Origin of the sequence: Halorhabdus utahensis DSM 12940, from assembly GCF_000023945.1 — an archaeon.
GTDB lineage: Archaea > Halobacteriota > Halobacteria > Halobacteriales > Haloarculaceae > Halorhabdus > Halorhabdus utahensis.
In genome coordinates, this window is record NC_013158.1 from 352,631 (window position 1) to 374,955 (window position 22,325).

Below are 22,325 nucleotides of genomic sequence, written 5' to 3' on the forward strand. Positions count from 1 at the left end.
TTCTCTGTAGATCGACAGGAGAGTCTCGGCAGAACTCGGCGGCATTCGGTACTCTCGGCCGTATCGGTCGGTTCGACGGAAAAACGAGAGACTGAGAAGCGTCACCAGGAGATGACCGGCAGCGAGAACGACTCCCGAAGCGTCACGGTACCGGTCGCGTCCTCGTGGACGACTACCGCGGTGTCGAAGTCCCCGGCCAGCGGCGAGGTCGACAGTTCGTATTCGACGCCCGTCAGTACCTGTGCACAGATACCGTCCCGATACGTTTCCTGCACGGTGAACGCGACGGTGTCGGGGTCCAGACGATCGACGCCCACCAACTCGGCACCGACGCAACTGTTCCGCCCGGCGATCGACCCCTGGAACACGGCCTTTGCCGGTGAGGCGTCGACCAGCTCCACGTCGTCTTCGTGATCGGTAGCCGAGCGACCGATGACGTCGAAATCAGTCCGGTAGGGCCATTGGGGCTTGTCGGTCGGGCCGTGATGGCGCCGACTGTCGCGGTCGGACTCCGCGGCAGCGACACCGGAAACGCCAGTCACCAGGGCAGCTGTACTCCCGATCGATCGGAGGAAATCACGACGTTCCATACGTCGGCAGATATGACAGTCGAAATTGTAAAAATTCGATCTTATCGGCAAGATAATCAGTCGTCGGTCAGTCACCCGGATTCGGGTATCTACGGAAGCACGTATTCACCAACGGCGTCGTTGCGGTGGACTCCGGGGCGGCAATTCCGTGACAACACGATCGCCTGAAGGGATTCCGAACGCTGAAATCCTCGCAACGACGAGGATCCCAACGGTCTGTCGTCCCGATATCGGAGATCCATGTTGCCCTGTGCACCCGAACGGCCTCGACACAATGGATGCCCGGGACCGTTCTCGACGGCCTTGACCGGACTGGCTCGCATTTGCCACACGTGGAGGGCTCGTCAATACATTGATAATCCATCAGAAAGATATCCGGACTCGTGTCCATGGGCGCTGCGGAGAACGCCACGGCCGATCGAGGGCCCGTAGTAGCCGGCGTGATCGTGAGTGTGGGCTCGGCGACACTGGTAGCGCTGATAGCGAGCGGGATCGTGTCGCCCTTCTCGATATTCTCGCTGGAAATAGCTGTGATGCTCGCCGTGATCGGCTGGCTCGGGGGCGTCCGCAACGTTTGATCGGCTCGAGAAGTCCGGACAGGTGACAGACCAATCCCTCTGTCAGAAGAGTGCCCAAACCTATGTACTTTCTTCGCCAGGGTCCGAGCCGTTCCCGGCGAGGTCGCCCATGGCGTAGTAGAACCGCTGGAGTGCGGTAAGATGACCGACGACGGCGAAGACGACCAGCAACCAACCGATCACCGACAGCCCGGAGACCGGGTCGGTCACGACAGCAGCAAGGAGGGCTCCAAACCCCATGAGTGCGAGGCGATCGGCACGTCCGAGCAGCCCGCCGTAGACGCGGTCGAGGCCGACGGCCTGGGCCTGTGTTCCGAGATACGAAGTCATCAACACGCCCGTGATGGCGGCCACGCCGAGGTCCCAGCGGTCGATCCCGGCCGCGAGGCCAACGAGCAACAGCAGATCGGCGTAGCGGTCGAAGACGTGATCGAGCAGGTCGCCGGCCGACGAGTCGGTACCGAGTTCACGGGCGATCCCGCCATCAAGTAGATCCAGCCAGCCATTCGCGAAGACCAACCCGGCAGCCCCGACGTACCAGACTGGCTCGGATCCGCCGAGATAGAACGCCCCGGCCGCTCCGCCCGCCACGAGAAGCGCGAGGACGCTGATGAAATTCGGCGTCAGGCCGAGCCGAACGCTAGCGGCAACGAACGGCGCGAGCAGCCGATCGGAGAGCGGTCGCAGTTGATCCAGTGTCATAGGTACTCGATGTAGGAAACGACACCTGGATTCGGTTCACAATCCCCCGCGATCACCGACTCGATCTCGGTGGCGACAGCATCCGGCGACCGGTCGGTCGTCTCGATCTCGTAGACGCTATCGGTCCCGTGTCGATCAACGGCTTCAGTGAGGACCACGTCCAGCGCTTCGCTTTCGGCGTTCTCGGTTGCGCTCGCTGGCGACTCGCCACGCTCCCGGAGTCGCTGCTCGATCGTCTCAGGATGACACCGCAGGACGATTACCCGGTCTGCGGGGACGTGATGCGCGAGGTGACTTTCGATAAGTACGTCGTCGCGCCCGTCGAGCCACGATTCGACGGCGTCGAGATCCGCGATCGTCGAGCCGCGATCGTCGTCGACGCCCTGGGTGAACCCCTCGCGGTCGATTACCTGATTGAGGTGGATCACGTCGAGGGCGTCGATCTGCTCGCTCGCAGTGGTCTTGCCCGTCCCCGGGGTTCCGGTCACGGCGACGCGCACCTTAGAGCACCTCGTTGATCGTCTCGACGGCCCGCCTGGTTTCCTCACGCGTACCACACGAGACACGGATGTGCTCGGGTAACCCGAAGCTCGAACAGTCCCGGACGATCACGCCGCGTTCCTTCGTTGCCTGGGCGACCCGGCTGGCGTCGCCGACTTCGACGAGGACGAAGTTCCCGCCGGTCTCGTAGGTCTTCGCGTCGAGGTGCTCGTAATAGTACTCCCGGCCCCACTCGACGAGGTCGGTGATCGCGTCGACGTGTTCGTCGTCTTCGAGCGCGGCAAGGCCGGCCCGGCAAGCGATCTCGCTAGCCGAGAAAGGCGTGTTGATCCGCTCGTAGGCGTCGGCCCACTCCGCGGGCGTGATGGCGTAGCCCAACCGGAGTCCAGCGAGGCCGTAGACCTTCGAGAACGTCCGGACGACGGCGACATCGTCGCGCGCTTCGACCAGTTCGACGGCGCTGGGCCGATCGGCGAACTCGTTGTAGGCCTCGTCGACGACCACCAGCGTCCCGTCGTCCGTCCGCTCGGCGATCTCCTCGACCTCGGCGAGCGAGACTGTCGATCCGGTCGGATTGTGCGGACTCGTGAGGTAAATCATCCGCTCGCCATCGTAGGCATCCAGAATCCGATCCGGCGACTGCTTGAAGCCGTCGGCCTCGACGAGCGGGTAGGTGTGGACCTCGCCGTGGTGATACCGGACGCTCATCGAGTGATAGGTAAAGTCCGGATCGGGGACGAGCGCGGCCTGTCCGGGATCGATCATGGCCCGGGCCAGACAGTCCATCGCGCCGTCGCCGCCGTTGGCGAGCCAGATCTGTTCGGGCGTGACGCCCCAGCGCTCGGCAAGTGCCTCGCCGAGATCGGCGTGGGAGGCCTTGGGATAGGAGTGAAGCGCTTCGGCATGCTCGCGAATCGCTTCGACGGCTTTCGGGCTCGGCCCCAGCGCGTTCTCGTTCGAGGAAAGTTTGATCAACTCCTCGGGATCGACCCCGAGTTCGCGGGCCGTCTCTTCGATCCCCCGTCCCGCCCGGTATATCGTATGCGACGACAGGTCCCGTGTGTCCATACCGGTGGCAAGCAGGCGGGCGGTCTTAAGCCTGCATACCTGTGGCTGTCCGAGCGTCGAAACGAACGGAAAACGGGTCGACCCGTCGAAATCAACCGGCTGGCCTCAGGCGAAGGTCTTCGACACTTCGTCGTCACTTTCCTCGGCCTGGATCTTCTCCCAGGCGTCCCGGAAGTCGGCCTCGGTGACTTCCGTCCGGTCGTCACGGATTGCGAACATCCCGGCCTCCGTACAGATGGCCTTGATCTCGGCCCCGCTGGCGTCAGTCGCCTCGGCGGCGAGGGACTCGAAGTCGACTGTCTCGGCGAGGTTCATGCCACGCGTGTGGATCTTGAAGATCTGTTCGCGACCCGTCTCGTCGGGTTTGGGCACTTCGATGAGGCGGTCGAAGCGGCCGGGTCGGAGGATGGCCCGATCGAGCATGTCGAAGCGGTTGGTCGCGGCGATGATCCGGATCTCCCCACGCTCGTCGAAGCCGTCCATCTCGGAAAGGAGTTGCATCATCGTCCGCTGGACCTCGGCGTCGCCGGAGGTCTTTGAGTCCGTCCGCTTGGCGGCGATGGCGTCTATCTCGTCGATAAACAGCACCGAGGGCTCGTGCTGGCGGGCGAGTTCGAAGAGATCACGAACCAGCTTCGCGCCCTCGCCGATGAACTTGTGGACGAGTTCGGAGCCGGCCATCTTGATGAACGTGGCGTCGGTCTGGTTGGCGACCGCTTTCGCCAGCATCGTCTTCCCAGTACCGGGTGGACCGTGCAGGAGGACACCGCTCGGCGGGTCGATCCCGACTTCGTCGAACATCTCGGGGCTCTTCAGGGGCATCTCGACGGTTTCCCGGACTTCCGAGACCTGGTCGTCGAGGCCACCGATGTCCTGATAAGTGACGTCCGGGCTCTGGTCAACCTGCATCACGCGAGCGCGGACGTCCGTCTCGTCTTCAAGCGTCTTGACGATCGAGAGGGAGTTGTTGACGGCGACCCGGTCGTCGGGTTCGAGGTCTTCGCGCATCTCTTCGGTGACCTCGGTCAGGGCTTCCTGGTTGTTGCCGTGCTGTTTGATCACCACGCCGTCTTCAGTGAGTTCCTGGACCGTGGCCACGAACAGCGGCGACTGCTTGAGCTTCTTGTTCTCGTGGGTGAGTCGTTCGAGTTTCTGTTTGTACTTGTTGTTCTCGGCGTTGGCATCAAGCAACTCGTCCCGCATTTCCTCGTTTTGGGACTCCAGAAGGTCGAGCTGTTCTTCCAACGCTTCGATCTTTTCTTGCTTGGAGACGTCGTCGTCGTACGGCTGGTCGACGTCGTCCACCGTATCTGTCATTGAACCACTCTAGCGGATCGGTCGGTAAGAGACTTCGGGTCAGCACAAACGGCGGTGGGAGGGCTCGTGTATTTATGCGATGGCAGCGCTGAGTCCCCGCCGAGGCGTCAGCCACAGCCGAGCCGATCTTCTCCGTCGGATTGACCGAGACGAGGGGGATCCGAAAGACCAATAAATTACCACTGAGCATATTTAGGAATGACAAATATTATTACCCTGTATCCAGAATCGGGTGTTACGATGAGCATCACGGAACCCACACAGGTCGACACAGCACAGGACACCAGCTGGGACGCGGTCTCGGACCTCCCGCCGAGCGCCAAACTCGTCGCGAAGTCCCTCGAGTATCAGGGGAGTCTGACCCAGAGCCAACTCGCCGAGGAGACGCTGTTGCCAGCCAGGACGGTCCGATACGCACTCAGCCGGCTCGAGGAGGTCGACGTCGTCGAGTCACGCTTCTCGTTCTCGGACGCTCGCAAACGGGTGTACTCGCTCACGATCGAGTAGCGTCCCGACGGACCACGATCGAAATCGGCTCCCACCCTGGCGGAGCGGAGATCACTTCCACGCCGGTCGCGCAATCCCTTTAGGACCCCGCGGAGTACCACGTCACAATGACGCAGGTGCTCCACACCGGCGACACGCATCTCGGCTACCGGCAGTATCACTCGCCGGAGCGCCAGGGGGACTTTCTGTCCGCCTTCCAGCAGGTTATCGACGACGCGATCGAGGCAGACGTCGACGCCGTCGTCCATGCTGGCGATCTCTTTCACGATCGACGGCCCCGGTTGCAGGACATTTTGGGTGCGCTGGGAACGCTACGAGAACTCGACGCGGCATCCATTCCGTTCCTGGCGATCGTCGGCAACCACGAGGGCAAGCGCGACGCCCAATGGCTCGATCTCTTCGAATCGCTTGACCTGGCCATCCGACTCGATGAGGAGCCGACCGTGATCGGCGAGACAGCCTTCTACGGGCTGGACTTCGTCGCCCGCGCCGCCCGTGACGATCTGGCATACGACTTCGAACCGCACGATACCACCCACGCCGCGCTGGTCTCTCACGGCTTGTTTCAACCGTTTTCCCACGGCGATTGGGACGCAGAAGCGATCCTCGAACAGGCCACCGTCGACTTCGACGCGATGTTGCTCGGCGACGATCACACGCCAGCCAGACGCGAAGTCGACGGGACCTGGCTCACGTACTGTGGGTCGACCGAGCGGGCGAGTGCGAGCGAGCGCGAAGCGCGCGGGTACAATCTCGTGACGTTCGACGACGGTGTCGACATCCGTCGGCGATCCATCGAAACGCGACCGTTCGTTTTCGTCGACCTCGAACTCGCCGCAGGCGAGGGGGCCGAGCGCGTCCGGACCCGGGTCGGGCAACACGACCTCGAAGACGCCGTGGTGATCGTCACCATTGAGGGCGAAGGTGAACGCGTCCCGCCGGCCACGATCGAGGAGTTCGCCCGCGATCGCGGTGCACTGGTCGCCCGCGTCAACGACCGTCGCGAGATCGACGAGGAGGCCGCCTACGACGTGCGGTTCGCCGACCCCGACGACGCCGTCCGCGACCGTATCGACCAGCTCGGGCTCAGTCCCGCCGCCGCGGAACTCGACGAGGTCGTCCGGGCGAGCAAAGTCGCCGATTCCAACGTCGACGATTCGGTCGAATCGCGGGTCCGTGAACTGGTCGATGAGGGAGACGCCGAACAGTTCAAACCAGCGCCGGCCGAAGGCGACGGGGAAGCCGACGACGGGGACAACATGGAAGCCGGCGACAGCGACGACACAGAGGGCAGCGACAGCGACGACGAGCCGGCTGGCGACAGTATCGCGGACGCACCCGCTGAAGACGGGACTGAGTCGGAGGGCTCTGAAGCGAACGATACGCAAGCCAACGGCGAGGGGACAGATGGCCCAGACCAGCCGAACGACGGGCAGACCGAGAAAGACGGAAACCAGCCGAACGACGAGCAAACAGACGATGGCGAGGGGCAGGCAACCATGGGTGAGTACCTGTGAGGTTCGAGCGCGTCCGGTTGGAGCACTTCAAGTGCTACGCGGACGCCGATTTGCGGCTGGAACGCGGCGTGACGGTCTTCCACGGCGTCAACGGGAGCGGAAAGTCCTCGCTGCTCGAAGCCTGCTTTTTCGCCCTGTATGGCGCTCGCGCGCTCGATCGAACCCTGGACGAACTCGTCACGATCGGGGCCGAGGAGGCGACGGTCGAACTCTGGTTCGCTCACGGCGGCGAGTCTTACCACATCAAGCGCCGGGTCCGCGTTCGAGACGATCGGGCGACGACCGTCGAATGCGTCTTGGACGAATCCGACGGCGTGGTGGAGGGGGCCAGAGACGTTCGCGAGCGCGTCGCGTCGCTGCTCCGGATGGACCACGAGGCCTTCGTCAACTGCGCCTATGTCCGCCAGGGCGAGGTCAACAAGCTCATCAACGCGACGCCGGGCGAGCGACAGGACATGATCGACGACCTCCTCCAGCTTGGCCGCCTCGAAGACTACCGAAAGCGTGCCAGCGACGCCCGGGTCGGCGTGGGTCGTGTCCTGGAGGGCAAACGCGAGTCCCTCTCACAGCTCGAGTCCCAGATCGAGGCCAAGGTGGAGAAGGAACTCCACGAGCAACTCAACGCCGCCGAGAGCGAACTCGCCACGGTCCGGGAGGAACTCGAACGCTACGACGAGCAGCGCGAGACCGCACGCGAGACGCTCGACGCGGCCAACTCGATCCTCGAGGAGTACGAACAGCGTCGCGAGGAACTCGACGAGATCGAAAGCGAGATCGCCGAGTTGACCGAGACGATCGAGGCGACCGAACGCGAGCGTGAGGAGCTGGCGGACGAGATATCCGATCGCCGCGACCGCCGCGAGGAAATCAGCGACCGGATCGAATCCGGGCTCGATACGGCCGAACTCTCGGCCGAGGCCGACCGGGAAGCCGTCGAAGATCTGGTTGATGACCTCGACAGGCGCGACGACGAGATTCGCGACGAGATCGAGCAACACCGTCTCGATCTCCAGCGTCACCGCGAGAACGCCGAGAGTGAACGCGAAGACGCCACTGATGCCGAGGAACGCGCAGCTGAGAAACGCGATCGGGCCGCGGAACTCGAATCGGGCCTCGAAGAAACACGCACTGATCTCGAGGACCGCCGTGAGAGACTCGCAGAACTGGACAGCGAGATCGAATCGATCGAGGAGACGTTCACGGACGCACCTGTCGAACTCGGGAACGCGGAATCGTTCCACGAAGAAATCGCCGACGAACTGGACGCCGTCAAGAGCGATCTGACCTCGCTCGAAGCCACGATCAAGTCCCTCGAAGGCGACATCGAGGAGGCCCAGGACTTACTCGACGCTGGCAAATGCCCCGAATGCGGCCAGGATGTCGAGGAGGCACCGCGAGTCGAGACGCTCGAAGACGATCGCGAACGGCTGGCCGACCTTCGGGCCGAGCGCGAGGAGTTAGAGGAGACCCGCGAGACAGTCGAGGCGCGGCTGGACCGTGCCGAGACACTGGTCGAGCAGGAAAGCGAACGGAATCGACTCCGAGACAAACGCGAAACGCTTGCGGAGTTGATCGCTGAACGCGAGAATTCGATCGAAGAAACCGAGGAACGCATCGAAACACTCCGGGCTGAAGCCGACAAACTGGATGCCGAGGCTGAACAGCACCGCGAGTCCGCCGAAGAAGCCGAAGACGCAGCCGAGGAGTGCCGGGAGGCCATCGCCGAATGCAACGAGCGGCGTGGCGAACTCGCCGATCGGATCGACGGGCTCGAAGATATCGTCGCGGACTTTGAGCGGCTGGACGCCCTCACCGACGAGATTGAGGCCCGTCAGGAGCGTCGCGAGCAACTCGACGAAATGAACGACGAGCGCCGCGACCGCCTCGGGACGCTTCGGGAACGCCGCTCGGAGCTAGCCGACGCCATCGACGAAGACCGACTGGCCGAGGCACGCGAGGACAAGGAACGCGCCGAGACGTATCTCGAAGAGGTCGACGGGGAAATCGACGCTCGCGAGGAGCAGCGGGATGAACTCCAGGCCCGCATCGGTGCCATCGAAAACGAGATCGAGGAGCTCGAATCGCTGCGTGATCGCCGCGAGCAACTCGCCGAGACGGTCGAGCGTTTGGAGTCCCTATACGAAGAGGCCGAGCAGTTACAGGAGATGTACGGACAACTCCGGGCGGAACTGCGCCAGCGCAACGTCGAGACCTTAGAGTGGATGCTCAACGACACCTTCGATCTCGTCTACCACAACGACGCCTACGACCGGATCGAACTCGACGACGAGTACCACCTCACGATCTACCAGAAGGACGGCGAGGCACTCGATCCCGATCAGCTGTCGGGCGGCGAGCGCGCGCTGTTCAACCTCAGCCTCCGGGCGGCGATCTATCGACTGCTCGCAGAGGGTATCGAGGGGACGGCACCGACGCCACCCTTGATCCTCGACGAGCCGACGGTCTTCCTCGACTCGGGCCACGTCTCACAGTTGCTGGAGTTGATCGAGTACATGCGCACCGAGATCGGTGTCGAACAGATCGTGGTCGTCAGCCACGACGACGAGCTGGTGGACGCGGCCGACGATCTGGTCCACGTGGCCAAGGATGCGACGTCAAACCGCTCGCGCGTCGAGCGCCGGGACACCCCGGAGTTGCCGGCCGATTAGGCCCGCCGGTCACGAGTCGCTTGGGGCTGCATCCTTGCTGGTCAGCAGTTCGATCGCCTCCTCGGCGTCCGGGGTCGTCGCGTACCCGCGCTCGCCGGCGACCCGTTCCTCGACGATCAGTCCCGCGACGCGAAACTCCGCCAGCCGGCCGTGGAGATCGCTCTCACAGTACTCGTACCGATCCAGAAGCGTCCGGACCGAAAGTGGTCCGTCACGGGCGAGTTCGAGAAGCAGGCCCAGGTCACGCTCCTGGTGGACGACCGATAGCACCAGCCGGACGGACTCGGGAACGGCGGTCGCGGCAATCGCAAGCGGGGACTCGCCCTCGACGATGGTCAGTGCGTCCGGCGATCGATACGTTTCAGTTCCCGTCTTCGGGTCGCGGACCAGCCACCCGTCTGTGGATCGCTTTTCGAGGATGTAGCGAGAACCCGATTCGTCTTCGACAATGCGCACACGGGACGTATCGACTGGGAATACATGGGATTGCCGTTCCCGGCAGGTGCCCGTGGCGTCACTCCGGGCCATCAAAACGGCGATAGCGGACGAGTCCGTACCCACCCACCACGCCACCGCCGGCAATGATCAGCACTCCGAGCAGGGTCCAGTCGGTGAAAACGGCGACCAGGATCCCCACCGAGACGACAGGGATCGCGATTTTCAGGACGACCACGAGCCGCCAAAACAGGCTCCGTACTTCGGGATCGACCTCAGTAATCCGCTCCAGATCTTCGGAATCAGCAGAGCCTGAAGCCGGCGGCTCCGCGCTCCCGTCGCTGCCACTGATTTGTGCCGTAGGCTGGTCTCGGTCGGCCACATGAAAAATCGAGACCGGGTCGCTAAAAGCGACTTCGGTCCGGACTACCGGCAGTCAGGCAGGGCCGCAGCGCCGTCGCTGTAGATCCACGCCATCGGATTCGCCGCGTCATAGATTACCGTCCCGTCGTCTGTTTCGTACCGCTCGATCGTGTCCGCAGTTGCCGGCAGCACCGGCGACTGGTCGGTCGTCGCTCGTTCGCTCCGACTACCGTTGGCGGGGTTCGACATTGCAACCGACGACTGGTATGGTATGTCGTGGCATAAGCCTTCTGGCAGCGGCCGACCGGGGGGTTTTAGGGCGGCAGCCGGCAACCAAGCCATCAATGACCGATTCCGGGGAGCAGCGCGGGCTTGGAGCGTTTGCCGACGACGACAGACCGGCTGCCGAGGCACGTGCAGTCGCGGGCAACGGTGGCCACGAAGCGAGCGTCGTCGACGCCGACGAATGGCGATACCCCGAGGCTGATGGCACTGTCGAACTCGCAGTGACCCAGGTCGACTACACGATCGAGGGGGGAGGAAGCGACGAGTACCCGGTCGTTCACGTTTTCGGACGCAGTGCAGACGGCGAGCTCTTCCACGTCCAAGTCTACGAGTTTCGACCATACTTCTATGCGCCGGCCGACAACGTCGACGAGGAGCGACTCGCGAATTACGACAGCGTCACCGGCTGGGAACGGACTGGCGACGATGGTGAACCGTACGAGTCCATTCGTGGCGAGGAACTCGTCAGGATCTTCGGCCAGACACCGCGGGACGTCGGGCAGATCCGTGACGACTTCGATCACTACGAGGCGGACATCCTCTTCCCGAATCGCCTCCTCATCGACAAGGACATCACCAGCGGCATCCGGGTCCCCGATCGTCGCACGGAGAACGGAACGATCCGGATCCCACACGACGAGATCGAAGCCATCGACTACGACGCCGAAGCGCGAGTCAACACCTTCGACATCGAGGTCGACGACCGATCGGGTTTCCCCGAGGACGGGGAGGAACCCATCATCTGTCTCACGAGCCACGACTCCTATCGCGACGAGTACGTCGTCTGGCTGTACGACTCGCCGGTCGGGATCGACCCGCCGGAGGCCCTCGAACAGTACGAGCCCCTGGAAGACGAATTCGAGGCGGATGTCCGTGTCTTCGAGGAAGAGGAGCGGATGCTCGAAGCGTTCCTCGAGTATATCGACGAGACCGATCCGGACATCCTGACGGGCTGGAACTGCCTGCCCGCGGACGCTCAGATCTCGATGGCTGATGGGGCCACCAAGGAGATTCAGGACGTTCAGATCGGGGATACAGTGGTCGGTAACGACGAGCAGGAGACGACCGTTGCCGAGGTCACGAGCAAGTGGGAAAGTCGAAAGGAAGTTTTCGAGTTCGAACTCGAAGACGGTACGACACTTCGATCGTCCGGCGATCATCGAATCAAGGTCGGCGACGACCAGCAAGTGAGTTGGAAAGACGGTCGTGATATCGAACCGGGAGAATACGTTCTCAAGCCGCGTACGCTTACTGCCCGCGAATACGTTCCATCCCTTTCCGAGCTGATCCCGCTCGACCGACAGCGATTTTCGGATAAATCGTCCGTCAAAGCGTTCAAATCCGGCCTTCCCGAAGGAGCCATTACCGAACTTTCGGAGACGTTCGGTGTGTCGAAGGAGACGCTTTACCATCCGACACCGAGTGTCTGGCACCTCGAACGATGTCGTATCGCGAGGGAAACGTACGACGCCGCGCTGCCGGACGGTGGTCGGGAGTATCGGCGCACCGGCGTGGATTTGGATCGAAATATCACTGAAAAAGAACTGTACCTGGCCGGACTCGTCCTGACTGACGGATCGATGTCGCAGTCCGATGGAGTCCGATTCTATAATACGCGGAGAGAACTCCACGAGGAATTCCCGGGGGACAACCACCTCGAACCGGACGGGAAGGGCTGTTACAAGCAGAACGTCCTCGATTATGCCCAGATGTATGCGCTCAACGGACTGGGCATCCCGTTCGGGAACAAAAACGAACGGGGAGTCGATCTCTCGACGGTATACGAACTCCCGGAAGCGTACATCGGGCGATTCCTGGCCGGCGTCGTCGACGGGGACGGAAACGTCTCGTCGTCTGTCACTGTCGCCGCGGAAAATCACTCGATCGGCGACTGGTACGCGAAGCTGTTCAGACGACTCGGTATCTACGCTGAACGGACGAACGAAACTGTCCGCGTCTCGAGTGCGAAACGCGACATCAAGCGGTTCAAGCAGTCCGTCTTGCCGTACATGAGTCACGAAGAGAAGGTTGCCGCTATCGAGGAGTTTGACGGGGGGAAAAGCGGGCAGTCGGAAAACATACCGTACGCGATCTTCGAGGCGGAGACAGGATCCGACGAGAAGCGCATCGGCCGGGACAAGCACCGTCGGGGAACCCATCTCAAACGACACGAGACGTCGTCCACCGAATGGGAAGAGTACGTCTTCGTCGCCGTAGAGAACGTCGAGATCGTCGGCACGCAGACGACCTACGATATCGAAACCACGACACACAGCTTCCTCGCTGATGGATGTCTCGTCCATAATTGCGACGACTTCGACGCCCCCTATCTCATCGACCGATTACAGGAACTCGACCCGGGAACCGATCGAAACCTCGACATGAACCGGCTCTCCCGGGTCAACGAGGTCTGGGAGAGCGACTGGCAAGGGCCGGACATCAAGGGCCGGGTCGTCTTCGATCTCCTGCGGGCGTACAAACGGACGCAGTTCACCGAACTCGATTCCTACCGCTTAGAGGACGTCGGCCAGGAGGAACTCGGCGCGGGCAAGGAGACGTATACGGGTGACATCGGGACGCTGTGGGAAGAGGATCCCGAGCGACTCCTCGAGTACAACCTCCGTGACGTCGAACTCTGCGTCGAACTCGATCGCAAACAGGACATCATCGCCTTTTTCGAGGAGGTAGCCACCTTCGTGGGCTGCAAACTCGAGGACGCCCCGACGCCGGGCGACGCCGTCGACATGTACGTCCTCCACAAGGCTTTCGGGAACTTCGTCCTGCCCTCGAAGGGGACCGTCGAGTCGGGCGAGGAGTTCGAGGGCGGAGCCGTCTTCGAGCCGATCAGCGGCATCAAGGAGATGGTAAGTGTCCACGACCTGAAATCTCTATATCCGATGTGCATGGTGACGATTAATGCATCCCCGGAGACGAAGGTCGACCCCGAAACCTTCGACGGGGAGACGTTCCGTGCACCGGATCCCAGCGGCCAGCACTTCCGGAAGGAACCCGACGGGATCGTCCGGGAGATGGTCGAAGAGTTATTGTCAGAGCGAGAAGAAAAGAAGTCCCTCCGGAACGATCACGAGCCCGGAACCGAGGACTACGAGCTCTATGACCGCCAGCAGGGAGCCGTCAAGGTTATTATGAATAGTTTATATGGGGTTTCGGGGTGGGACCGATTTCGCCTGTACGACAAGGACAACGCGGCGGCGGTAACCGCAACAGGGCGGTCGGTGATCGAGTACACCGAGTCGGCCGTTAACGATCTCGGCTACGACGTGACATACGGCGATACTGATAGCGTCATGATAAGTATGGGAACGGACATGTCCGTCGAGAATGCCATCGACCGCTCGTTCGAGATCGAGGAGGCGATCAACGCCTCCTACGACGAATTCGCCAGCGAGACGCTCAATGCTGAGGAGCATCGGTTCCAGATCGAGTTCGAGAAGCTCTACCGGCGCTTTTTCCAGGCGGGCAAGAAAAAGCGCTATGCGGGCCACATCGTCTGGAAGGAGGGCAAGGACGTCGACGACATCGACATCACAGGCTTCGAATACCAGCGCTCTGACATCGCACCGATCACCAAGCGCGTCCAGAAGGAAGTTCTGGATCTGATCGTCACGGAGGGCGACGTCGAGGCCGTCACGGAGTACCTCCACGACGTGATTGCGGATTTCCAGGCGGGCAACGTCGACATCGAGGACGTCGGTATCCCCGGCGGGATCGGCAAGCGCCTGAACAATTACGACACCGACACGGCCCACGTTCGGGGGGCGAAGTACGCCAACGAGCTCCTGGGGACGAACTTCCAGCGGGGCAGCAAGCCGAAACGGCTCTACCTCAAGAAGGTCCACCCCGAGTACTTCCGCCGGATCGAGGACGAACGTGGTCTCGATCCCTCCCGGGATCTCATCTACGGCGAGTTCAAGCGTGATCCGGACGTGATCTGCTTCGACGTCGCCGAACAAATCCCCGAGGAGTTCGAGGTGGACTGGGAGAAAATGCTGGAGAAAACACTCAAAGGCCCGATCGCCCGCGTTATCGAGGCCCTCAACGTCTCCTGGCAGGAGGTCAAAAGCGGCCAGGAACAGACGGGACTCGGACAGTATATGTGAGTCACGGGGGTCAAGCCGAGACAGTATTGGCCCGGATTCTGTCCCGTACATGTGCGGGATTTCGCCCACGTTCTTGGTTTTTCGTTAAAATTCCTTTGGAGAATCTCAAAGCAAGTATGTAGTCATGCGAAAGCATTATGGGTACGACAGCCCGAGTTTCGGTTGACCTAGAACATGGCAACACTCGAAATCAACAATCTTCACGCGAAAGTCGCTGAGGACGGAGGCGAAGGAATTCTCGAAGGTGTCGACCTGACCGTCGAGGCGGGCGAGATTCACGCGCTGATGGGACCGAACGGCAGCGGGAAATCGACGACGGCGAAGATCATCGCCGGCCATCCCGCCTACGAGGTAACTGAGGGCGAGGTGCTCATCCACCTCGACGGTGACGAGTTCGACCAGGAGATCCCCGACGACAAGCGGACCTGGAACCTGCTCGAACTCGAACCGAACGAGCGCGCCGCGCTCGGCATCTTCCTCGGGTTCCAGTATCCCGCGGAGATCGAAGGCGTGACGATGGTGAACTTCCTCCGGACGGCGCTCAATGCCAAGCTCGAGGAGCGCGAGGAACTCTTCGAGGACGAGGAGGAGGCCGCAGCTGAAGACGAGGAAGACGAAGGCTACGAGACTTCGCCGATGGAGGGCCCCGCTGACGAGGGTGAGGTCAGCGTCGCCGAGTTCCAGCAGCTCCTCAAAGAGAAGATGGAACAACTCGACATGGACGAGTCCTTCGCCGAGCGGTATCTCAACGCCGGCTTCTCCGGTGGCGAGAAGAAACAAAACGAGGTACTCCAGGCAGCGATTCTCGAACCGGACATCGCGGTACTCGACGAGATCGACTCGGGGCTCGACATCGACCGTCTGCAGGACGTTGCCAACGGGATCAACTCCCTCCGGGACGACCAGGGGACCGGCGTCCTCCAGATCACCCACTACCAGCGCATCCTCGACTACGTCGAACCGGATCACGTCCACGTCATGCTCGACGGGGAAGTCGTCGAGAGCGGCGGGCCGGAACTTGCCGAGAAGCTCGAAGACGAGGGATACGACTGGGTTCGCGAGCAAGTATACGAGGCAGCCTGAGGTGACCATCACATGAGTTCAGACAACAACCTCGAATCGACCGACACAGAGGCTCGATTCGAATTCAAGAAAGAGCAGAGTTCAGCGTTCGAAGCCGAAGTTGGTCTCAACGAGGAGACGGTCCGAAAGATCAGCGAAGACAAAGACGAGCCCGAGTGGATGCTCGACCGCCGGCTCCGGGCCCTCGAGCACTACCAGCAGATGCCGATGCCGAGCGACTGGCCCGGCCAGCCGGACCTCTCGGAGGTCAACGTCGAAGATATCATCCCGTACATCCGCCCCGACATTGAAGCACGCGGTGGCGCCGAAGAGTGGGACGACCTCCCCGACGAGATCCAGGACACCTTCGACAAACTTGGCATCCCGGAGGCCGAACAGCAGGCCCTCTCGGGTGTCGGTGCGCAGTACGAGTCCGAGATCGTCTACCAGAACATGCAGGAGCAGTGGGAGGAGAAGGGCGTCGTGTTCATGGACATGGACAAGGCCGTCCAGGAACACCCCGAGCTCGTCCGGGAGTACTTCATGACGAAGTCCGTCCCGCCGAGCGACAACAAGTTCGCCGCGCTCCACGGCGCAGTCTGGTCGGGCGGCAGCTTCGTCTACATTCCCGAGGGCGTCACCGTCCAGATGCCCATCCAGGCGTACTTCCGGATGAATTCGGAAGGCATGGGCCAGTTCGAGCACACGCTCATCATCGCCGAGGAGAACTCCGAAGTCCACTACATCGAGGGCTGTTCGGCTCCCCAGTACGCTCGCCACAACCTCCACAGCGGGGGCGTCGAGGTATTCGTCAAGGAGGGTGCCCACGTCCAGTACTCGACGGTCCAGAACTGGTCGAAGAACACCTACAACCTCAACACCAAGCGAGCCATCGTCGAGGCCGACGGGACGATGGAGTGGATCTCGGGGTCGATGGGATCGAAGGCGACCATGCTGTATCCCGCCACGATCCTCAAGGGCCCGGGGGCGACTGACAATCACATCACGATCGCCTTCGCCGGCGAGGGCCAGAACATCGACACCGGCGCGAAGGTCTATCACAACGCACCGGACACCAAATCGACCATCGAGTCGAAGTCGATCTCCAAGGACGGCGGCCGCACCAACTACCGCGGCCTCGTCCACATCTCCGACGGCGCGGAGAACTCCTCGACGAACGTCGAGTGTGACGCGCTGATGTTCGACAACGACAGCACGTCGGACACGATGCCGTACATGGAGATCCAGGAGAGTCAGGTCGACGTCGCTCACGAGGCGACGGTCGGCAAGATCGGCGACGAGGACGTCTTCTACCTCCAGAGCCGCGGACTGGACGACGACGACGCAAAGCAGATGATCGTCGCCGGGTTCATCGAGCCGATCACCGAGGAACTGCCCATCGAGTACGCGGTCGAACTCAACCGTCTCATCGAACTCGAGATGGAGGGGAGTCTGGGATGAGCACGCAGGTACGCGCCACTGTCACCGCCGACGACGTCGAACAGATCTCCGCCGAGCTGGGCGAACCCGAATGGCTGACCGAAACGCGACTCGAGGCCTTCGAGGCCCTTGCGGACCTCGACATGCCGTCGGTCATCCGGACGCCCGGTCGGGACTGGACGAACCTCGATGCGCTCGATTACGAGAGTCTCGTCGATCCGCTCGCCTTCGAGGAAGAGAAAGACCGGATCGAGGCCGAGGGCGTCGATGTCCTCCCGTGGGCCGAGGCCCTCGAAGAGCACGGCGACTTGATCGAAGAGCACTTCGGCAGCGTCGTCGATCCCCAGCGTGACTATCTGACGGCCCTCTCGACCGCGCTGTTCAGTGCCGGGACGGTCGTCTACGTCCCCGAGGGCGTCGCCGCCGAGGACGTCAAGATCCGGACCCGGATGAACTCCCGATCGCTGTTCAATTACACGCTCGTCATCACTGAGGAGTCGGCCTCCGTGACGATCTTAGAGCGCCAGGAAACGGGCGAGGAGCTCCCCGGCGAGCAGTACTACTCGGGCGTCGTCGAGGTCGTCGCCAGCGAGAACAGCCACGTCCAGTACGGCTCGCTGCAGAACCTGAGCGAGGCCACCTACAACTATTCGGTCAAGCGTGGCCACGCCGATCAGTACGCCACGGTCGACTGGATCGAGGGCAACATCGGCTCACGACTGACCAAGACGAACGTCGAGACCCGCCTGCTGGGCGACAGCTCGGAATCTCAGATCGTCGGGGCGTTCTTCGGGCACGAAGATCAGCACCTCGACATCGCCTCACGCGTCTGGCACGAGGCCGAACACACGACGGCCGATCTCGTGACCCGCGGCGTGCTGGACGACGAAGCGCGCTCGGTCTACGAGGGCGTCCAGGACGTCGGCACGGACGCGTGGGACACCAGCTCCTACCAGCGCGAGAACACACTGATGTTGAGCGACGACAGCGAGGCCGACGCCAGCCCGAAGCTCATCATCAACAACCACGACACCGAAGCCAGTCACTCCGCGACTGTCGGACAGGTCGACGCCGAGGACCTGTTCTACATGACCTCCCGCGGTGTCGACGAGGAGTCGGCGACGAACATGCTCGTCGAGGGCTTTTTCGTTCCAGTGCTGGAGGAAGTCGCGGTCGACGAGCTGCGCGAGGACCTGGACGAACTGGTCGTCGACCGGCTCGCCGAGTAGGACAGCCGACGACTGCCGTTCTTGGATCGGAGCGCGGTGATGCTGCTCTGACCGCGCTCGTGGCACGACCTCAGAAGGTCACCGTTTCACTCGCCGAACCACATGTTTCGCCGAAGAAGTAATTCGCACACCCTTCGGCTGCCAGATAGACCGTATCCGAGGCAAAGTCGATCTCGATGTCGATCGATCCCTCGGCGAATCCCACGTCGAACTCGGCATGTGAATCGCGACTGGAGCAGTCGTAGTGGTTCGACTCCGTCCAGACGCCGTTTTCGATGTCCAGCGAAACCTCCGCGTCACAGGTGTCGTACTCGATCGTATATCGGATGTCGATATCCGCGTTGGTGTACGGGATCTTGATCTTGAGGTGGCCGTCGTACGTCTCGTCCGCAGCGACAGTCGCCGTCGCAATCGTGCCGGTTATGCCGACGGCCCCAACAGCGGAACCAGTTGACTTCAGGACGCTACGCCGGGTGAGTGGTTCACCATCTGACATGGCAATCGGACATCACGACCGATCAGTAAAAAATGATTTTATAATTTCAAATATGGCCTACTTCTATGACGGCGGTCGGCCATCCAACGAGGAGCGGTCACGCTAACGCGACCAGCCTGTCGTTGGGTCGTGCCCGGAGGCGTCGGATCCTGAGCCGGTTTCGATGACAACACCGACGTGACAGCCACCGCGGCCCATTGCTGGTGCTGGGTCGCCGTCCCGGAGTAACCGCCTCACAGCGGTCGCTGAATGTCAGTGTCCACCTGCGCCATAGGCACCGGCTCCATCCCGAGTCACCGAGTGGCTCAGCAATCGGCCCTTCCTGCGCCAAAAGCGTCACATCCAGAGAGAGCGTCTCCTCGCAAGCATAGCACTATTGTCAGTTGGTTTCTGATGGTTCGGGGAGGGAGAGCGTTAAGTGACAGGCTCTCTGAGTGGTGGATATGAGTCTGGGCCAGCGGGTCGGCGACGATCACCAGCTCGCGCGCCTGTTGCAGATCGGCGTGGTTCTCCAGGAGGTCGTCGAAGCACGAGCGCGGAAACATCTCGAATCGAGCGAGGCGATCGATGCGGAGCTTGCGACGCTCCTGGAAGACGCCGTGACGCAAGCGAACCACCACCGGGCACGTCTGGAGACACTGATTGCGGATCTCGATGCCGATAGCGTCGACTACGAGGACATCGAGCCACTCGTCGAAGCCCAATACCAGGCCGACCAGGACTTCGACGACATCCTGTACGATCAACTCTGTAACGTCGAAACCGCCTACAAGTTCTTCGACGATCTGCTCGACGCGCTCGAAACGAGCGACACCGACTTCGGGGTCGATCACGAGGAACTGGTCTCTGTCCTGGAGACACTGCGTGAAGCGGAGGCGCGTGGCGTCGAAACGGTCACCGATCTCATGGAGGCCCAAGAATGAACACTGCCGAACAATATCTCAAGGCGATTTACCTGGTCCAAAAGCAGGAAGACGGTCCAGCACCGACCGGTCGGATCGCCGAGCGCCTCGGCGTGAGTCCGGCCAGCGCCAACGAGATGGTCGGCAAACTCGAAGACCGGGACCTGCTCGAGCACGAGAAATATACCGGCGTGACGCTCACGGACGACGGGATCGCCCGGGCGCGGGATGCCCTCCAGACGTACTGTATCATCGAGCGTTTTCTCGTCCAAGTGCTCGACGTGAAAGACTTCCGCGGCGAGGCCAAGCAACTCGAAAGCGTCATCGACGAGACGGTCGCCGAGCGACTGGATACGATCATCGACCGGCCGGGAGAGTGTCCGGACTGTTTCGACGCCGACGGGGACGTGTGTGGTCGACTCGATGTCGAGGCTGAAGCGTCCGATTGAGACTGGCAGCAATCGACGCGGGGCTGTCGCGACCGGTCGCAAGGATAACGCTATTAAAGACTCATCGACAAGGTTCGATCGCAGTCCCGTGGTGTAGTGGCCAATCATAGAGGCCTTTGGAGCCTCTGACGGCGGTTCGAATCCGCCCGGGACTATTTTGCCGCGAGCAATGTCGCGAGCGGCAAATACGTCCAGCGGATTCGAAGCAGGGAGTGTAGCGAACGAAGTGAGCGAAACGACCGCGGTTCGAATCCGCTGAGAGAAAACCACTCTCTCAAGTCGTGCTTCACGTTGTTCAGCACGACGCCGGAAGAGCGAAGCTCTTCCGAGCCCTCGTTCACTTCGTTCACGAGGACGCCCGGGAATACTCAAAATTCTTATATAATCTCTGACGGCCAGATGTGGCGACACGGGCCGCCTGCAGGCTAGATAAACCGACATATACTCTATTTAACTAGATATCATCAGGGGCTGCAGGCACCCGCATACGGGGGGTGGGTGGCGTGACCCTGATCCAGCCGGTCACCCACGAGACCAAGGGCTTCTCTACTACGGAACCTTATCGACGCACTCGGAACCGGTACTCACTCAGCAAGTCTGTCCGGACAGATTGGGCTAACGACCATTTTCGGCAGCGTCGACATCGAAGTCAAACAATCAGGTAACGGGAAGAAGAACAAAGGCAACGGGAAGCAAAAAGGACCGAAATAACGAACCAGTCCCATGAAAGACCGAATCAGGATCACTCACCCATGACACGGTCAAGACCGACGCCGGAGACGGATCGCTCCGGGCGTCTGGCGTTGGGGCGGCCGATACTCGTGGCACTCGGCCTGGCAGTCGTGTTGTGCATGACGGCGCTCGCGGGGGGTGTCGCCGGGATGCCCAGCGGCGACGCGGATACGCAAACCACCATCCAAAATACGTCGAACGGGACGAACCTGACCTATCCGCCGCCCAACCTGAGCAAGACGGTTGTGATCGGACCATCAGAAACGCATGTCAAGGTCAAGGCGTCGTATCCCGTTCGGACCATGGCCGAGCAACGGCGATATCGCAACAAGACTGGCAACTTCCCGTGGTTTAAAACCGACGACGCACTCAGACACGCCTTCCGGGAACGTGACGAACACCTCGTCAAAGAGGAGCAATATAGTGAGTGGTCGAACACTATAACTGATCCGAAACTCGGTCAGATTTATGTCGAAATGTCGTTTGCGTGGAAAGAAGGCGCGCGGACGACCAACGCAAATTCCTCCGTCAGTCCGGCCTGGTCTGGAGGGGAATCCGCGTTCACCAGCAACCAATCGAAACTCCTCCTCGGACCAGCATTCTCGGACCATCTCTCGAACGGCACACGCGTCAAAATCAAGGTCCCAACAGACAGCTGGGTCGCCGAAAACTCGACCGTGGAGTCGTATACGACTGGTCCCCATGGGCAGACCCGTGTGTACGCCTGGACGGTCAACCAAACTGGGAGAGATCACCGGGTCGTGTTCAACCGGAGTGTCCTCGGACCGGAGAACACGTCCGAGAGCGGCCCATTCGGACCTGCCGGTGGGATCGTTCTCTCGCTACTCGCCGTCTTTCTCGCCGTCGGCGTACGTAGCCGGATCTACCGGTTCTGAGACGATGCCGGTATCGAATCAGTCTCAAAACGTGAGATCGTGCTTCTCTGACTGTCCTCGCGTCGGAGTTGATGATAGCAACGCGAGTCGAAGGCATAGAACAAAGATACCAACGACTATTTTCGGCAGCGTCGACATCGTAGTCAAACAATCAGGCAAAGGCAACGGGAAGATGAACGGTAACAAATAACGAACCAGGCCCATGAAAGACCGAACGAGGATCACTCACCCATGACACAGCCAAGACCGACGCTGGAGACGGATCGCTCCGGACGTCTGGCGTCGCGGCGGTCGTTACTCGTCGCCGTTGGCCTGGCGGTCGTGGTGTGCTCGACAGTGCTCGCGGGGGGTGTCGCCGGGATGTCAAGCGGTGATGCGGATACCCGAACAACCATCCAAAATACGTCGAACGAGACGAATTTGACCTACCCGCCGCCCAACCTGAATACGACAGTCAAGGTCTATC

20 protein-coding genes and 1 tRNA gene are annotated in these 22,325 nt (G+C 61.5%); 12 read left to right on the forward strand and 9 right to left on the reverse strand.

Going from position 1 to position 22,325, the window contains the following annotated elements; genetic code table 11:
- Window positions 1-101: 101 nt before the first annotated feature.
- Window positions 102-590, reverse strand: a complete 489-nt coding sequence (locus tag HUTA_RS01765; protein WP_012795427.1) for a hypothetical protein — start codon at window positions 588-590, stop codon at window positions 102-104.
- A gap of 389 nt (window positions 591-979) precedes the next feature.
- Here HUTA_RS01765 and HUTA_RS01770 point away from each other — a divergent pair, with 389 nt between their 5' ends.
- Complete coding sequence (locus tag HUTA_RS01770; protein WP_012795428.1) at window positions 980-1,168, forward strand: hypothetical protein; 189 nt, start codon at window positions 980-982, stop codon at window positions 1,166-1,168.
- A gap of 60 nt (window positions 1,169-1,228) precedes the next feature.
- Here the strand turns inward: HUTA_RS01770 and HUTA_RS01775 are convergent, their stop codons facing one another.
- The 4 genes from HUTA_RS01775 to pan1 form a co-directional block, all read right to left on the reverse strand.
- A complete protein-coding gene (locus tag HUTA_RS01775) occupies window positions 1,229-1,870 on the reverse strand; it encodes a CDP-alcohol phosphatidyltransferase family protein (RefSeq protein ID WP_012795429.1) in 642 nt (213 codons plus the stop codon).
- Window positions 1,867-2,370: an adenylate kinase family protein gene (locus tag HUTA_RS01780; RefSeq protein ID WP_012795430.1), complete on the reverse strand. Its 504-nt coding sequence runs from the start codon at window positions 2,368-2,370 to the stop codon at window positions 1,867-1,869. Before HUTA_RS01780 ends, HUTA_RS01775 begins: the two co-directional genes overlap by 4 nt.
- Before the next feature lies 1 nt (window position 2,371).
- On the reverse strand, window positions 2,372-3,439 hold the full coding sequence (gene hisC / locus HUTA_RS01785; RefSeq protein WP_012795431.1) for a histidinol-phosphate transaminase: 1,068 nt from the start codon (window positions 3,437-3,439) through the stop codon (window positions 2,372-2,374).
- A gap of 105 nt (window positions 3,440-3,544) precedes the next feature.
- Window positions 3,545-4,756: a proteasome-activating nucleotidase Pan1 gene (gene pan1, locus HUTA_RS01790; RefSeq protein ID WP_012795432.1), complete on the reverse strand. Its 1,212-nt coding sequence runs from the start codon at window positions 4,754-4,756 to the stop codon at window positions 3,545-3,547.
- 240 nt (window positions 4,757-4,996) lie between these two features.
- Between pan1 and HUTA_RS01795 the strand changes: the two genes are divergently transcribed.
- The 3 genes from HUTA_RS01795 (at window position 4,997) to rad50 (ending at window position 9,449) form a co-directional block, all read left to right on the forward strand.
- Window positions 4,997-5,263 (forward strand): winged helix-turn-helix domain-containing protein, encoded by a 267-nt coding sequence (locus HUTA_RS01795; RefSeq protein ID WP_012795433.1) that lies wholly within the window; start codon window positions 4,997-4,999, stop codon window positions 5,261-5,263.
- Between the two features lie 107 nt (window positions 5,264-5,370).
- Window positions 5,371-6,780 (forward strand): DNA double-strand break repair protein Mre11, encoded by a 1,410-nt coding sequence (mre11, locus tag HUTA_RS01800; protein WP_012795434.1) that lies wholly within the window; start codon window positions 5,371-5,373, stop codon window positions 6,778-6,780.
- Entirely contained in the window at window positions 6,777-9,449 is a 2,673-nt protein-coding gene (gene rad50, locus HUTA_RS01805; RefSeq protein ID WP_012795435.1) for a DNA double-strand break repair ATPase Rad50, read from the forward strand. The genes mre11 and rad50 overlap by 4 nt, the downstream gene beginning before the upstream one ends.
- Before the next feature lie 9 nt (window positions 9,450-9,458).
- Here rad50 and HUTA_RS01810 read toward each other — a convergent pair whose 3' ends face one another.
- The 3 genes from HUTA_RS01810 to HUTA_RS01820 are packed head-to-tail and all read right to left on the reverse strand — an operon-like array spanning window position 9,459 to window position 10,496.
- Window positions 9,459-9,905 (reverse strand): DUF7346 family protein, encoded by a 447-nt coding sequence (locus HUTA_RS01810; RefSeq protein ID WP_012795436.1) that lies wholly within the window; start codon window positions 9,903-9,905, stop codon window positions 9,459-9,461.
- Between the two features lie 58 nt (window positions 9,906-9,963).
- Window positions 9,964-10,266 carry a DUF7322 domain-containing protein gene (locus tag HUTA_RS01815; protein WP_012795437.1) on the reverse strand — a complete coding sequence of 101 codons (303 nt, stop codon included), beginning with the start codon at window positions 10,264-10,266 and terminating at the stop codon, window positions 9,964-9,966.
- 44 nt (window positions 10,267-10,310) lie between these two features.
- The gene (locus tag HUTA_RS01820) at window positions 10,311-10,496 is read right to left on the reverse strand and encodes a DUF7331 family protein (protein WP_012795438.1); all 186 of its coding nucleotides are present in this window, start codon (window positions 10,494-10,496) and stop codon (window positions 10,311-10,313) included.
- A gap of 95 nt (window positions 10,497-10,591) precedes the next feature.
- Here HUTA_RS01820 and HUTA_RS01825 point away from each other — a divergent pair, with 95 nt between their 5' ends.
- The 4 genes from HUTA_RS01825 to sufD all read left to right on the forward strand — a co-directional run bounded on the left by HUTA_RS01825 (window position 10,592) and on the right by sufD (window position 18,384).
- Window positions 10,592-14,653, forward strand: a complete 4,062-nt coding sequence (locus HUTA_RS01825) for a DNA polymerase domain-containing protein (protein ID WP_012795439.1) — start codon at window positions 10,592-10,594, stop codon at window positions 14,651-14,653.
- A 174-nt stretch (window positions 14,654-14,827) separates the two neighbouring features.
- Window positions 14,828-15,736 (forward strand): ABC transporter ATP-binding protein, encoded by a 909-nt coding sequence (locus tag HUTA_RS01830; protein WP_012795440.1) that lies wholly within the window; start codon window positions 14,828-14,830, stop codon window positions 15,734-15,736.
- Between the two features lie 12 nt (window positions 15,737-15,748).
- Complete coding sequence (gene sufB, locus HUTA_RS01835) at window positions 15,749-17,176, forward strand: Fe-S cluster assembly protein SufB (RefSeq protein ID WP_012795441.1); 1,428 nt, start codon at window positions 15,749-15,751, stop codon at window positions 17,174-17,176.
- Window positions 17,173-18,384, forward strand: a complete 1,212-nt coding sequence (sufD, locus tag HUTA_RS01840; protein WP_012795442.1) for a Fe-S cluster assembly protein SufD — start codon at window positions 17,173-17,175, stop codon at window positions 18,382-18,384. The genes sufB and sufD overlap by 4 nt, the downstream gene beginning before the upstream one ends.
- Before the next feature lie 70 nt (window positions 18,385-18,454).
- On the opposite strand, the gene HUTA_RS01845 is transcribed toward sufD, so the two are convergent.
- Window positions 18,455-18,880, reverse strand: a complete 426-nt coding sequence (locus HUTA_RS01845) for a hypothetical protein (protein ID WP_012795443.1) — start codon at window positions 18,878-18,880, stop codon at window positions 18,455-18,457.
- 443 nt (window positions 18,881-19,323) lie between these two features.
- Here HUTA_RS01845 and HUTA_RS01850 point away from each other — a divergent pair, with 443 nt between their 5' ends.
- From HUTA_RS01850 to HUTA_RS01865, 4 genes are all read left to right on the forward strand, one after another.
- A complete protein-coding gene (locus HUTA_RS01850) occupies window positions 19,324-19,803 on the forward strand; it encodes a hypothetical protein (protein WP_012795444.1) in 480 nt (159 codons plus the stop codon).
- Window positions 19,800-20,231: a metal-dependent transcriptional regulator gene (locus HUTA_RS01855; RefSeq protein WP_012795445.1), complete on the forward strand. Its 432-nt coding sequence runs from the start codon at window positions 19,800-19,802 to the stop codon at window positions 20,229-20,231. Before HUTA_RS01850 ends, HUTA_RS01855 begins: the two co-directional genes overlap by 4 nt.
- Before the next feature lie 82 nt (window positions 20,232-20,313).
- Window positions 20,314-20,386: transfer RNA gene (locus HUTA_RS01860), tRNA-Gln, on the forward strand.
- A gap of 597 nt (window positions 20,387-20,983) precedes the next feature.
- Window positions 20,984-21,859, forward strand: a complete 876-nt coding sequence (locus tag HUTA_RS01865) for a hypothetical protein (RefSeq protein WP_012795446.1) — start codon at window positions 20,984-20,986, stop codon at window positions 21,857-21,859.
- Window positions 21,860-22,325: the final 466 nt, after the last annotated feature.